This window comes from Paenibacillus sp. M2 (assembly GCF_046713495.1).
In the GTDB taxonomy this organism is placed as follows: Bacteria; Bacillota; Bacilli; order Paenibacillales; family Paenibacillaceae; genus Paenibacillus; species Paenibacillus amylolyticus_B.
On record NZ_CP169648.1, the window covers coordinates 6,285,121 to 6,299,079 of the forward strand.

The window sequence follows — 13,959 nt, forward strand, 5'->3', positions numbered from 1 at the left end:
TGAAGCGCAGACCAAATGGCTGCGCTTCGGGTATCCTGATGCTTCATTTGTAGATGTACGGCCGCTCTATGTGGCAGCCTGTACCCAATTGTTTAACCTTTTACTGCGCCCAGTGTCATACCGCCAACAAAGTACTTCTGAAGGAATGGATATACAATGAGGATTGGAACCGTTACAACGATCGTAATCGCCATTTTGATCGATTCCGGTGAAATCTGTGTCATTTGCTGCGCCATATCATTGGCATTTCGTCCAGCACCTGAGCCCTGCTGTGTACTTTGCAATACTTTCATCAGCTCATATTGGAGCGTGGTCAAATGTGCCTTTGAACCATTATACAGGTACGTATCGAACCACGCGTTCCATTGACCTACAGCCAGGAACAATGCGATGGTAGCAAGCACTGGTTTACACAGTGGCAAGATAATTCTGTAATAGATTGTAAAGTCATTCGCTCCGTCCAGCTTCGCGGATTCCTGCAATGAGTATGGCAGGCCATCAATGAATGAACGGATGATGAACACGTTAAATGCACTGATCATGCCAGGTAGTACATATACCCAGAATGTACCGATCAGGTTCAAGTCACGCATCAGAATGTACACCGGAATCAGACCACCGGAGAAATACATCGTGAGCGCGAGCGTTGTGGAAACAAATTTTCTAAGTCCAAAATCAGGTCTGCTCAGTGTAAAAGCGATCATGGATGAACTGATCAATCCGAGCACGGTACCTACAAGTGTACGCAGAATGGAGATCTGCAAACCTTGTAACAATCCATCATATTGGAAAATCGTTTTGTAGTTCTGTAATGTGAATTCGCGAGGCCACAAGTAAATTCCGCCACGTACTGTATCTGTCGAGTTATTGAGTGAGATGGCTAGTACGTTAAGGAATGGATAAAGTGTTACAACCAGCACCATGGTCATCGCGAGGATGTTGAATATATCGAACAGTTTATCGCCCCGAGTAGCATTGAATGCTTTGTTCGCCATAATGTCGTCCCCTCCCTACATGATGCTTTCTTTTGTGAATTTTTTGAACAAGCCGTTCGCAGTAAACAGAAGGATGATACTGACAACGGAGTTGAATATACCTATGGCTGTACCATACGAGAATCGTCCCATATTCAAACCATAATTGAGCGCGTATAGATCAAGTACTTCCGAGTAGTCTGTGACCAGACTGTTGCCAAGCAAGAACTGCTTCTCGAAACCGATACTGATAAGATGTCCAATTGACATGATGAAAAGTACGGAAATCGTGGTCCGTATGCCAGGCAGCGTAATATGCCACATCTGTCTCCAGCGGTTGGCTCCATCCACACGGGAAGCTTCATACAGCTCATTGTCGATACCTGTAATCGCCGCCAGATAGATGATGGCATTCCAACCGGTTTCCTTCCACATATCTGAAGCGGTTACAATGTACCAGAACAAGTTCCCCTTGGCCATGAATTGGATCGGCTGATCGATAATGTTCAGTCCTACCAATAGATCATTGATAATCCCTCCATCGGTGGAGAGCATCTTCGTAATGATCCCGGCTACAACAACCCAGGATACAAAGTGAGGCAGATATGATACCGTTTGCACGGCACGTTTGAAGAACATGCCTCTCATTTCATTCAGGAGAATAGCGAAGAATATCGGTACGATAAAACCGACAACCAGTCCCATCAAGCTCATTGCAAGCGTATTACGAAGTACCAGATAGAAACGATCATCACTGAACAGCTCTACAAAGTGTTTAAAACCAACCCACTCTTGATCACCAAACGATCTGGCAGGTTTATAATTTTGGAAAGCCATCGTCCATCCCCATAGTGGCAGATAGTTAAATACGAAAACCCAAGCTACGAATGGCAATGACATGAGATAGAGATATTTCTGCTGTTTCATTCTGTCCCAAATTCCGTTCCGCCGATTCTTTAAAGGCGGTTTGGGGTCACTGCTTCTGTTCGCGGAAGCGGATTTTTTTGTTAGCGTTTCCATCTCCGTTCCCCCTCCTCTGTTTTATAAAATAATCATACTCGATAGAGCGTTTTCAAAATACCATCTGGATTTTAGAGAAAATCATATAAAAATTAGATATAGACATATATAATCAGACATTAATTCGTTAAAATCAGTGATAAATTCTACTTTTAAATGATATTAAAGTAATATTAAGGTTAAAAACTATCTAAAATGGTAAATTTCGAAAACGTTTTATAGTAATCGTTTACTTTGACCACATGGCATACAAAAAGGACCCTTTCGGGTCCCTCTGATTACAATGTAAACTGAATGGTTTGCAGTTTAACGATGCCGAGTAATTGCGCTACGGATATGGAGGTTGCTGGACGGAATTGATCTCCATTCAAATACGCAAGTATCTCCTGAAATAAGTAGGCGGCTTCCGGACGCTTCATTAAAGCCAGGTCAGCAAACGGAAGTGAGGATATCAAAATCTTGCCCTTTCCTACTTTTGCCTCAAAGGCATAAGCGAGTCGTTTGGCCCGATGGAAATGGTCCACCACTTCGACCAGCGGTTCCACCCCGGGCAACGTATCCAAACATATCGCTGGTGTCCCGTTCACCAAGTGATACCAATGCCAGTCCGAAGCTCCATCATGCGGGAAGGAGCCTAGTAGTGCTAGCTGTTTTCTCAAATACATGCCCATCGTTGCACCAGGCTGTGTAGCAAACATCAGGTAATTCCAGAATACAGGCAGATACTTGGTCTCCACTGAATCATATAACCCTTCTGCGGTTGGCTGTAGCCAAACACTTCCCCCGTTGACCACATAATCAACGACATTGGGTGTTAACGACTGAACGATAACCAAGTCAATCTCCCGATTTTTCAACAACTGAAATCCATCGATTCGATCTACGCAATCATCATGCGCTTCACCCAGGAATGGCTTCAACTCTGCCAAGGTATTCCAGAACCGATTCGAACCCGGATGAGACTGATAAAAAGGAAACGACCAGCCATGCCATACATTCACTACAGTTCTGTCCAAATCGCCTGATATCAACTCCGCTTCGATCCGAAAAGCTGCTGCCCCTTCATGAGGAGCGGTAGCGACGATGCTTCCCAGTGACATGACAGACCCACATTGGATATCTCCGGTCTTCCATGCCCTTTCAGTAAGTATCACATCATCGCTTATTAACCTCCACTGAATGACCGCGTCCTCAAGCGGCTCCTTACCGTAGTGAGAGATGCGTACATCGACATGAATGGGTTCTCCGGCGTAAAATGTACGCTCCTTGCAGCTTAACAACAGCACCACATCTGCGTTGAAACGCATGAATTCTTCTGGAGTTGTAACGCCTTTGTCATCCCAAAATACATCCAGAATGCCCGTCGTAGCATGTCCCTGCCCTGGAAAATCACGAATGTCCAGAAGCTGTACGCCCGCAGCGTCCGGTGTTCGCCGAATTCGCTCCATGGCTTCTTTTAAGGAACGTACCAGATGGGTACCACTGACCTGTTGAAAATGCTCCAGGTCCTCCATCATGCCTTTGTTTGTTAACGATTCTTCGATCGGTCGTAACCAGCTAGGACGCAATACGCCAGTATACTTGGCTCGCTCTTGGGGCCGCACATACATGGTGTACTGTGCATGTTCGTGTCCAATGACGGGATGCTCCGCAAGGCGGGTGACTGCATGATAATCCAGTGTGGTATCCGGTACAGCAGAATATGCGGATTCCAACGGGGGATGCCAGTTCAACGATTGAATATAATAATCACCTTCCCTCCCTTGCGCCGGAAGCTGTCCAAAACCTGTATTGTCCGTATATAAGCGGGTCGGGTCCATATCCCTTGCTCTAGATACCCATGCATTGAGTTCAGGGTGGCCATTCGCACCAATGAGTTCATTCCCCATGGAGAACATGACAAATGAAGGATGTCTATGCAGCGACTGAAGCAACCCGTCCAGTTCTTGTGTCAGATAGGACAATACTTCAGCTGGCGCAGACTGATTCGATTGCTCAAAGAAACGAGACCAATGTGGAAGTTCTGCCTGCACCAGCATGCCAGCTTCATCAGCCGCGTCCCAGAAAGGCTCAGGCGCGCTCCACCCATGCAGACGGACGTGGTTGAAGCCGTATGTTCTGGCGATTCGAAACTGCTGAAGATAATGTTCCTTATCCCACACAGGATAACCTGTCAGTGGAAAGATACAGCAATCGACGTACCCGCGCAGATACACCGGTGTCCCATTCAATTCAAGCTGCTTCCCGTTTGTTGCAAAGGAGCGAACACCAAATGATTGCTCCAGCCGATCCAGTTCCTGCTCACCGTCATGCAGACGGATCACTGCCTTGTATAATTCGGGGGATTCATCCGACCATCTTGCAATAGATTTCCCTGTACCAAGTTCCAATCGCCACTGATCTATTACAGCGTTGATTTCAGTTAAACCTGCTGAGCTTATATCCACATGTGATGGATCACTCAGATTCACATTACAACTATATCGATCAAGCCATATGCCATCCGGATGCTGGATATCCACATGTAATTGCATCGATCTAGTCGATTCATTTGCGGGAGCGCTTACAATACAATCAATCCGAAGAGTTCCGTTCTCAGCATCTGGTTGAATACGTAACGTCTGTAATCGGCATGGGGGAAGAATGTCCAAATAAACACCACCTGTGATTCCACCCCAGGCTGTGGCCGTATGCAATGAATGAATATGGCTACCCGCCAGCGGAAGTTTCATCGTATTATCCACGCGGATCTCCACCCGATTCACTTCTCCCTGCTTCACCAGAGAGGTAACATCCCACTTCTGTTGATTCACCAGACTATCCTGCTGCCCGGCATACTGTCCATTGATCCAGAGATTCGTTGTCCATCGGACACCTTCCAATCTGAATACATAGTGGCATCCGGGATCGTCTGATGGAACATGAACATCCTGAGCATACCAGGCTGAGCCTTCATACTCGCGTACCTTGGTCCAGGTATCAAGCCTTTCGTATTCAGGCTCATCTCCGTATCCTTGCTCTTCCCATGAACCGGGAATCTGAATGGTCTCCCATGATGTATTTTCACACTGTGAAGGCGGTAATATCTCTTGCTCAACGAGTTTATCGGACTCCAGATCCAAACAAAACTGCCATGTTCCATTTAAGTTCAATGTATGACGTGCCGTACCTATATCAGACAAATTCATATCGTATAACCATCCCTTCACCTGAGTTCTTGTAAACCCAGTCTATGATGTGGTACACTCCGTGACCATTGCTTATCATGGGAAGTGCATGGACAATATGATGAATCCGGAAATTTCTCAGCAATACCGAAAACGTTTTACACAATAGACAGGGGCAAAGCCCAGCACTCTATACTTATTCCTCGTTTATATCCTTAGCCGTTCCTTTAATTGATGATTGGGTTCTGGCCTGTTTGTAAGCGGAAGGGGATTCCCCTACATACTTCTTGAACTTACCGTGAAAATAGTCCACATTAGCATATCCCACTCTCGCCGCGACCTGATGGACCTTCAGTCCTTCGTCCAGCAATTCTTTGGCCTTTTCCATACGAACCTTGTCCAGAAATGCATTGAAATACTCTCCAGTATGATTCTTGAACAACTTACCCAAGTAACTGCTGTTATAGTTAAACACTTCTGCCAGTACTTCAAGCTTGAGATTCTCGCCAGGGTTACGCTGGATAAATTCAATCATCTGTTTCAATACAGTATCCTTGCTTCCCCCACCCATACGTTGAATAAGTCGATTCAAATGTTCCGATGCCATGACTTTGAGATCAGACATCGTAAATTGATGATAGACTTCATTAATCAGAACCGAATGTTCTTGCATAATGGAGTGCATATGTTGATTCGTCGCTGCAAGCTTGTTGAACGCCAGGGAAAATACCTGTGAGAACGCCGTCTTGATCGCTTGCTCTGTTCGGTGATATGGAACCAGGCGCTCTTCCATCTCACCCAGCACCCGCATAACGGACTCACTACTGCGGATGTCTAACGCATAATACAGCTTGTCCGCGAGTTCGTCTTCAACTGGCTCATGTGCTTCGTCCACAGCTCCAACTTCTGGCTTAACAATGCTTTCGCCTTCGCTACCTTCAGTCCACAGAATGATGCGTTGCTCCGTGAACAAGAAGCGTTCCCCGAGTAAACGATTCGCCTGCGTGTATGATCGCGCAATTTCAGAAGTGGAATGTACAGGTTCTCCCGCAGCACCGTACATGTGAACCTCCCATTCTCCTAGCAGTCCTTCCAGCTCATCATACAGATTTCTTGCAGATGACTCGGATGTGATTATTTCCTTACTTAACAGCCCCAGACCGGAATGGAATGAGAATACAATACCTCGGTCTTTATGGTCAAATGCTTCAATCAGTTTGCGTTTCATAACACTTCCCCGTTGCAGATCAGGGGCCGCATGCATCTCAAGCAGCACGATCTGATAGTGAGGCCAGTGCAGACCCAGGCTGTCTTCTTCCATACTGCCTGCACCCTCCAGACTGTCAAAGAGTAAAGCCTCGATCTGGTGCTCCAGATAGACAGTATCTTCACCAGCTTGACGTGCCATTGTCTCCCGTTCACGGGTCAGGATCGTAGCAATCCGCTCCAGTTCACTAATCATCTCATCTTCATCCACCGGTTTGAGCAGATAACCATCTACACCAAAACTGATGGCTTTTTTTGCATAATCAAAATCGGCATAACCGCTCAATATCAAAAAGTGCGAATCCGGATGATTCCGGCGCACTTCTTCAATCACATCCAGCCCGGTCATACCGGGCATGCGAATATCAATAATCGTCAGATCAGGCTCCAATTCCTCAAACCGGGAGATGGCCTCACGCCCGCTGGCAGCTGTAGCGATGACCTGGAATCCGTATTTTTCCCACTCGATAATGGTTGTCAGTCCCTCACGTATGCTCGGTTCGTCATCCACCAAAAACACTTTATACATGTTGGTCCCCTCCTGCTGGCAAAGTGAAAGAAACCTCTGTCCCTTCCCCATATACACTCGTAATCTGTAATCCATATGGCTCCCCGTACGTCAATGTTAAGCGTTGATGTACATTACGCATGCCGATCCGACTCTTCTCCTGTTCCTCCGGACCACAGATAAACTGCATCACCTCAGCCAGTCGTTCTGGCGTTATGCCTGCACCATTGTCATCCACACGGATCTGCACAATGTTCTCTACTAAACGAATACTTATACGAACACGGACTGTACCCTCTTTGTTCTCCAGACCATGGACAATCGCATTCTCAACCAAGGGTTGAATAATCAAAGGCGGAATGTACATCTTCTCCACCTCGGGATCGATATGGATCTGGAATGCAAGGCGGTCGCCGTAACGAAATTTCTGAATTTCCAAATAGGAACGTACCATTTCAAGTTCAGCCTGGAAGGTTGTTTTTCCACTGCCAATCTCCAGACTCTTGCGCATCAGCTTGCCCAACAGCCTGACGATGTTGGCAATCTCTGCTTCTCCCTTAATATGCGCTTTCATCCGAATGGACTCCAGTGCATTAAACAAGAAATGGGGATTGATCTGACTCGCCATCATTTTCAGTTTAATCTCTTTTTGGGCGATTTCCAATTGATTGTTCTGTTCGGTCGCTTCTACCACCTGCGTCATGAGTTCATTGATACTTTTCACCATATAGTTGAACTGTCGTGACAGTTGTCCAATCTCATCGTTTCCATCAATCCGTGAAGTCACGTTCAGGTCTCCTAATGCCAGCTTGTTGAGGTGTTTACTCAGCCGGAGCAATCGGTTCGAAGTGAGGAACGAGATGATATATACGAATAGTAGGGCAATGACCAGCACCAGTATAATAAAAATCATGCCGATCAAGCTGACAGTGTTGGCGTCCTTGACTATATTTTTGGTGGCAAAAACCGAAATCACCTTCAGGCTGTTCATACTCGATCCAGGGCCTAACTCATCAATAACAATATTAGATGGTTCCCCCCGGAAATCACCTTCTATGGTGCCTTTTGCCTGATTCTGCAGATCAACGCCAAAATCAAGCTCATCCAGCGTTTTACCCACCAGCTCAGTATTCTTGGCTGCAACCACATACCCCTGCTCGTCCGTAATCATCGTCTCGAACTGTTCCTGACGCAACAATCCATTCAGCTCATCCTGATTGATCACAATCATCAACACGCCCTCTGTCCGATACTCGGCAAAAGGTACTTTGCGCACCAGGCTGAGCTTGTGTACAGGATTATCTTCCTTGTCCGGAATGTAGAACCACCCGATGCTGGTTGTTTTCAGTGCCTGTTGGTACCAATAACTCTCTTCAGTCTGCTTGTCTACCGGGATGAATTCGAGGTTGTTGATCAATGTTGGGTTAGTTGAGTAAAAACGAATGCCGGCTATCTCACGGTACAAACGCCTGTACTCCTGAAAGTCTTTGTATGCAAGATACGCTGAGGTTAACTCCACAACGCTCTTGTACCGCTTATTCACAATCTCCTTGAGATCCGCATTAAACATTAAAAGATTGGATATATCGGTGGGTACACGCAGCATGGTTGCCGTCTGGCTCTTGATCTTGTCCACATTGATGATCGTCTGTCCTATTGCATTGTCCAGGGCTTGCTGGCGAAAATAACTGGTCACAGCAAGACCCACAATCAGGACCGGAATCATGACAACCAGTACATAAGAAATGAGCAATTTATGCTTTAATTTGAGATTATTAGTGGTTCGTATCAGCCTTTTCAACATGTCTGCACCTTCCGTCATCTGTATAAGCGCTTACATATAAACAGCAGGATCAGGATGTTCTGTCCTTAGAATTAATCATACCACATAACCGTCAGAATTCGGATTGTCATTGCAATGGGTACTATACTGCCATGCAACAAATCAGCCTAACCTCTAACAAAAGAGGCACTCCCACGATTGGAAGTGCCTGCTTAGTATAGAATCTGTTCGTTTGTTATTAAGGACGAGGTGTACTTATCCCATTGAGGATCAGTTTAGGATGAATATCGGCGTTCAGCGAAGCGGAAACTGCACAATATTTTTCCTCAGCCATCTGGATGGCTTTCCAAATGCGATAATCCGGGATATCCCCATCGACTTTGAAGATCAGATCAATGGATGTGAAGCCTTTGGGCATCTCTTCACTGCGTGTGCCCTGCGCTTCAATCTCAATCGATTCAATTTTGTCCAGAAAAGCGTCCAGAATCATCGTAATATCGATTCCCATACAGCCGCCGAGACCCGCCAGTAACAATTCCATCGGGGTCGCCCCCTTGCTGTCACCACCATAAGCAGCAGTGGCATCCATGCCAACAGCGTAGCCAGAGGGTCCTTCGGAAGTAAACGCGCGTTTGCCTTTCCATACAGTTGTTACATTCATGATGTTATCCTTCTTTCTCAGAATAGGTTAATTTCAAGCGAAAAAGGTTTGCACTTGCCACTCCGATGACAGAATAACCTTCCGATCGCTGTTATCCCCAGATTTTTTGATTCCCTTCTTCAAGGGGAAAATCAGGGGATAAAGGCGCACGCTCCGCTTCTTCAGGTTTCTTCTGTCCTCTCCGTTCTTGTGCAAAAAGTTTAGTTGAACTGATATCGTTAACGACCTTAAATACCCGCTCCGGGTACGTTCGTTCTTCCGATCGCTGTTATCTTCATCAAAATTCAGTAATCTGTTGCAAGAAACGACGGGTGCGCTCTTGCTTCGGCTGTTCGAAAAAGGCCTGTGGACTTGCCTCTTCCACAATCGATCCATCCGCCATAAAGACGATTTTGTTCGCCACATTACGGGCAAACTTCAATTCATGCGTCACAACCAGCATCGTCATGCCTTCCTCTGCCAGCTCCTTCATGACGGAAAGCACTTCTCCGACCAGTTCAGGATCAAGAGCTGAAGTGGGCTCATCAAACAACATCACTTCCGGCTCCATTGCAAGTGCACGTGCAATGGCGACCCGCTGCTGTTGTCCACCGGACAATCGGGATGGATACGCATCCTGCTTGTCCGACAAGCCGACCCGATCCAGAAGAATCCGGCCGCGTTCAGCCGCTTCGTCCCGCTTGATTTTTTTCACCGTAACAAGACCTTCCATCACATTACCCAGCACTGTCTTGTGCGGATACAGATTGAATTGCTGGAATACCATGCCGGTCTGGCGACGAATCTCCAGTACCCGGGCACGCTGGACTCGCAGCGGATCTGCACTGTTAACCACAATGCCGTTCACTTCAATCTGTCCTCCAGACAACTCTTCCAGCCCATTCAGACAGCGCAGCAAGGTACTTTTGCCTGAACCACTGGGGCCGAGCAATACAACAATATCTTTGGCATCGACATGAAGATCGATGTTCGTAAGTACTTCATTTTTCTGAAAACGTTTGGTAAGTCCAGTTGTTGTAATCATCGGTTCTCTCCTCCCATCAATAAGCCCGGGCCAACCGGCGCTCCACTTGTTCCAGAATGGCCGAGAAGCCGATACTCATGATCCAGTAGATCACACCAATTGCCAGATAAAATGGCATGTTCAATGCATATTGTGATACCAGCAGTTGTGCTGACCGTAATAACTCAGTAACACCAATCGCCGCCACAAGTGATGTTTCCTTCAACATGCCAATAAAGGTGTTCCCCATCGGCGGGATGGCAATGCGTACAGCCTGCGGGAAGATAATCCGTCTCATCGCTTGAGCCGGGGTCATTCCCGTTGCATATGCAGCTTCCGTCTGTCCTTTAGGCACAGCCTGAATGGCTCCACGGAACGTCTCCGACAGAAATGCACCTGCATTCAGACTCAGTCCCAGACAGGCAGCCGTGAGTGATCCCAAGGTCACTCCATAATCGACCAATCCGTAATAAATAACGAATAATTGCACCAGCAGCGGGGTTCCCCGCATGATGGATACATAAAACCTTGCGATCAACCTCAGCCACATCGGTCCCTTCAGACGAGCAATCGCAACAAGGACCCCGATGATAAACGCAAAAAACATGGAGATCACAGTTACATACAGCGTATAATAGGCCCCCTTCAGAAAGAAGGGGATATTCTCAAATACCAGTTCCATGGGTCAAATCTTCCCTTCGCCTTGCAGGTTCATTATTGCGCAGGCTCTTCACCAAACCATTTTTTGAAAATGGTATTGTACGTGCCATCATCCTTCATGCCTTTGAGAGCATCATTCAGCGCTGCTACGAGTTCTGGATTGTCTTTGCGAACAGCGATACCTGCTTGGTCACTCTTGATTGCTTCGCCCACAGCTTTGATCTTTAATCCGTTGGCATCAACAATCGGTTTCAGTGCGTACATGTTGTTGATTGTGGCGTCAATCCGTCCAGCATTCAGGTCTTTCAGTGAAGAGATGACATCGTCATAGGTTTTAATCGTGAAGTCTCCCACTTTAGGTAACACTTCATTACGCAGATATGATTCATCATTTGTACCCAAACCTACGCCAATTGTTTTCCCTTTGAAATCTTCCAGCTTGGTAATATCGTTATTGTCTTCTTTGACAATGATTTTAACTTGGTTCGTAATATACGGATCACTGAAGTCGAGTACTTTCTTACGATCATCGGTAATCGTCATCTGGCTGATAATGGCATCCAGCTTTTTGGCTTGCAGACTCGGTGTCAGACCAGAGAACTCCTGGGATACAAATTCAACTTTAACCCCAAGACGTTTCGCAACCTCACGTGCGATATCTGCATCGTAGCCGTCCATTTCTTTTTTATCGTTCAGGAAGTTGTATGGTGCATATGTGCCCATCATGCCTACTTTGATCACGCCAGCAGACTTGATCTGCTCCAGTTCATTGCTTGCCTCTGCACCATTTGTACTTCCATTGTCTGTCGCCTTACTACCACAAGCACTAAGTACCAGCACGGTCATCAGCAGAATTGCTGTCAAAGACCAGCCTTTACGAGTTTTCGATCCATATGTTTTGTTCATTACGTTAACTTCCTCTCAGTCGTGTATTAATCTGGGTGTACATTTGGTTACTTTATTGTGACTAAACCGCAGTTGTACCCATTATTCCCTGCTATTTGTTTAATCATGTGAATCTTATGTGCCCAATAGTCCGTAAAACTCAAAGCTTGCTGCCTCAGATGCCAGCGATGAAGCTGTCATGGCTGAGAATTTGCTGTGCAACTCATCGGAACCGAACAACCAGCGTGATATCATGCCTTCAATCATGCTTACCAATAACGCTGCTCGAAGCGGTACATCCATGCCCTTAGGCAACATGCCGAGTTCGATGGCTCGTTCCATATTGTGACGAAACGCAGTTTCCACAGCATTACGTGTCTCCTCAACCAGGCGTTGTACGGATTCTTCCGTCACGATGCCTTTGAGCAACAGTTCCATAAAATAGCGATTCTGCGCGGCAAACAAGAACAAGTCAGTGAACAGCCTTTCCGATGCTTTCACCATATCCTCTACCGATCCGGCATCCTTGCGGTACCCTTGTCCGATCGCCTCAAGCAACTCCTCCTTGCCCGTTAAGACAATCTCTGAAGCAATAGCTTCTTTACTCTTGAAGTGCCAGTAGAATGTCCCTTGCGCCACACCAGCCTCGCGGACGATATCGGAAATTTTCGTCTGATGGTAACCTTGGGTTGCAAAACGCTCCATCGCTATGCGTATTATTTGGTCCCGGCGTTCTTCACCGGGTTCCAAACCGTTAATTTTGGTCATTCATGTAACCCTCCCGATTGATCAGTCAGTCAGTTAATTTATATCCTATGGGATAACTAGGTTTTTGTCAATATAGTTTTAAACAAATGGTTACAAGCATAAGTTGAAGTTGAGTGCATTTGTGATCATAATAGGTGATAGCCTTGTTCAAATGAACAGGCATGGTCAAGCAGGACAGCCTGTGCTGTCACCTGCATTTCAAGGAGGAAGAGAATTGGACATTATATCATCCATTATTATGGGCATCATCGAAGGTTTGACTGAGTTTTTGCCCGTGTCCTCTACTGGACACATGATTCTGACTGCCCACTTGCTGGGTTTATCGGAGGACAACGAGTCAGTCAAAACGTTTGAGGTGGTTGTTCAACTCGGGGCTGTACTTGCTGTTGTTGTACTGTATTGGAACAAATTCATTGATATGTTCCGCTTCACCGGAGGAAGCAGACCTTACTCCCGCCGCCTCAATCTGGGACATATCTTCCTGGCGATGGTTCCTGCCGTAGTCATCGGACTTGTATTCCGCGATTGGATCAAAGCACATTTGTTTGGTCCGGAAACAGTGCTGTACAGTCTCGTTATAGGTGGTATATTGATGATCGTGGCCGAACGCTGGAGCCGGAAGAGTGGGCGGATTACTACCCATGATGTCGATGATATTTCCTACAAACAGGCATTCGCGGTGGGTATATTTCAGATCTTGGCATTGTGGCCAGGCTTCTCCCGTTCCGGGTCAACGATCTCAGGCGGTCTCTTTGCAGGGGTAAGCCGTGTAGCCGCTGCGGAGTTCACATTCCTCGTGTCTGTGCCAATTATGATTGGTGCTACGGGATATGACCTGTACAAAAGTATCGATCACCTGAACGGCAGTGATTTTCCAATCTTTGCGATTGGATTCATCGCTGCTTTCATCGTCGCCATGCTTGCGATCAAGACGTTCCTGTCCATTTTGAAAAAATTGAGCCTGACCGTCTTTGCTGTGTATCGCTTTGTCTTGGCAGCCGTGTTCTTTATTATTTTGATGTAAGCATTACAATTCAAGTAATTAGATAGGCAAAATCAATGGCGGCCTCACGTTCCCTTGGGAAGCGAGGCCGCCATATTTTATATTCTGAACTATGTTTCTGTTGCTTCACGATTCTGTTGCTGCTCCAAAGACAGGAATATCCGTAATTAGAAGAAGCCTGATTCTTCATTACTTCCTTCTTTAGTGGGTTGGATCATTGGTGATGCCGACTAGGTTTATTATGTATCATGGACAACCATA

11 protein-coding genes are annotated in these 13,959 nt (G+C 46.4%); 1 reads left to right on the top strand and 10 read right to left on the bottom strand.

From position 1 onward, the window contains the following. Positions 1-92: 92 nt before the first annotated feature. The 10 genes from ACETMN_RS28810 to ACETMN_RS28855 form a co-directional block, all read right to left on the bottom strand. Positions 93-995 (bottom strand): carbohydrate ABC transporter permease, encoded by a 903-nt coding sequence (locus tag ACETMN_RS28810; protein WP_036606894.1) that lies wholly within the window; start codon positions 993-995, stop codon positions 93-95. A gap of 15 nt (positions 996-1,010) precedes the next feature. Next, positions 1,011-1,994, bottom strand: a complete 984-nt coding sequence (locus tag ACETMN_RS28815) for an ABC transporter permease (protein ID WP_036606891.1) — start codon at positions 1,992-1,994, stop codon at positions 1,011-1,013. 278 nt (positions 1,995-2,272) lie between these two features. Then, a complete protein-coding gene (locus ACETMN_RS28820) occupies positions 2,273-5,182 on the bottom strand; it encodes a glycoside hydrolase family 2 protein (protein ID WP_091019247.1) in 2,910 nt (969 codons plus the stop codon). A 175-nt stretch (positions 5,183-5,357) separates the two neighbouring features. Beyond that, on the bottom strand, positions 5,358-6,956 hold the full coding sequence (locus ACETMN_RS28825; RefSeq protein WP_091019245.1) for a response regulator transcription factor: 1,599 nt from the start codon (positions 6,954-6,956) through the stop codon (positions 5,358-5,360). After that, positions 6,949-8,739, bottom strand: coding sequence for a sensor histidine kinase (locus tag ACETMN_RS28830; protein WP_091019244.1), 1,791 nt, complete (start codon positions 8,737-8,739; stop codon positions 6,949-6,951). The genes ACETMN_RS28825 and ACETMN_RS28830 overlap by 8 nt, the downstream gene beginning before the upstream one ends. A gap of 217 nt (positions 8,740-8,956) precedes the next feature. Continuing rightward, positions 8,957-9,379, bottom strand: coding sequence for an OsmC family protein (locus ACETMN_RS28835; protein WP_091019242.1), 423 nt, complete (start codon positions 9,377-9,379; stop codon positions 8,957-8,959). Between the two features lie 277 nt (positions 9,380-9,656). Further along, complete coding sequence (locus ACETMN_RS28840) at positions 9,657-10,403, bottom strand: amino acid ABC transporter ATP-binding protein (protein WP_047841601.1); 747 nt, start codon at positions 10,401-10,403, stop codon at positions 9,657-9,659. A 16-nt stretch (positions 10,404-10,419) separates the two neighbouring features. Further along, the gene (locus tag ACETMN_RS28845; RefSeq protein WP_017692207.1) at positions 10,420-11,064 is read right to left on the bottom strand and encodes an amino acid ABC transporter permease; all 645 of its coding nucleotides are present in this window, start codon (positions 11,062-11,064) and stop codon (positions 10,420-10,422) included. Between the two features lie 32 nt (positions 11,065-11,096). Continuing rightward, positions 11,097-11,948 (bottom strand): substrate-binding periplasmic protein, encoded by an 852-nt coding sequence (locus ACETMN_RS28850; RefSeq protein WP_091019240.1) that lies wholly within the window; start codon positions 11,946-11,948, stop codon positions 11,097-11,099. A gap of 114 nt (positions 11,949-12,062) precedes the next feature. Beyond that, positions 12,063-12,695, bottom strand: a complete 633-nt coding sequence (locus ACETMN_RS28855; RefSeq protein WP_091019239.1) for a TetR/AcrR family transcriptional regulator — start codon at positions 12,693-12,695, stop codon at positions 12,063-12,065. 214 nt (positions 12,696-12,909) lie between these two features. Here ACETMN_RS28855 and bacA point away from each other — a divergent pair, with 214 nt between their 5' ends. Further along, the gene (gene bacA, locus ACETMN_RS28860; RefSeq protein ID WP_017692204.1) at positions 12,910-13,719 is read left to right on the top strand and encodes an undecaprenyl-diphosphate phosphatase; all 810 of its coding nucleotides are present in this window, start codon (positions 12,910-12,912) and stop codon (positions 13,717-13,719) included. Positions 13,720-13,959 lie beyond the last annotated feature (240 nt).

What these genes read in the sequence shown, in the direction of transcription:
- ACETMN_RS28850 (WP_091019240.1), bottom strand. Translation starts at nt 11,948, where the DNA reads ATGAACAAAACATATGGATCGAAAACTCGTAAAGGCTGGTCTTTGACA.
- ACETMN_RS28815 (WP_036606891.1), bottom strand. Translation starts at nt 1,994, where the DNA reads ATGGAAACGCTAACAAAAAAATCCGCTTCCGCGAACAGAAGCAGTGAC.
- ACETMN_RS28840 (WP_047841601.1), bottom strand. Translation starts at nt 10,403, where the DNA reads ATGATTACAACAACTGGACTTACCAAACGTTTTCAGAAAAATGAAGTA.
- ACETMN_RS28845 (WP_017692207.1), bottom strand. Translation starts at nt 11,064, where the DNA reads ATGGAACTGGTATTTGAGAATATCCCCTTCTTTCTGAAGGGGGCCTAT.
- ACETMN_RS28830 (WP_091019244.1), bottom strand. Translation starts at nt 8,739, where the DNA reads ATGTTGAAAAGGCTGATACGAACCACTAATAATCTCAAATTAAAGCAT.
- ACETMN_RS28825 (WP_091019245.1), bottom strand. Translation starts at nt 6,956, where the DNA reads ATGTATAAAGTGTTTTTGGTGGATGACGAACCGAGCATACGTGAGGGA.
- ACETMN_RS28835 (WP_091019242.1), bottom strand. Translation starts at nt 9,379, where the DNA reads ATGAATGTAACAACTGTATGGAAAGGCAAACGCGCGTTTACTTCCGAA.
- ACETMN_RS28855 (WP_091019239.1), bottom strand. Translation starts at nt 12,695, where the DNA reads ATGACCAAAATTAACGGTTTGGAACCCGGTGAAGAACGCCGGGACCAA.
- ACETMN_RS28810 (WP_036606894.1), bottom strand. Translation starts at nt 995, where the DNA reads ATGGCGAACAAAGCATTCAATGCTACTCGGGGCGATAAACTGTTCGAT.
- ACETMN_RS28820 (WP_091019247.1), bottom strand. Translation starts at nt 5,182, where the DNA reads ATGAATTTGTCTGATATAGGTACGGCACGTCATACATTGAACTTAAAT.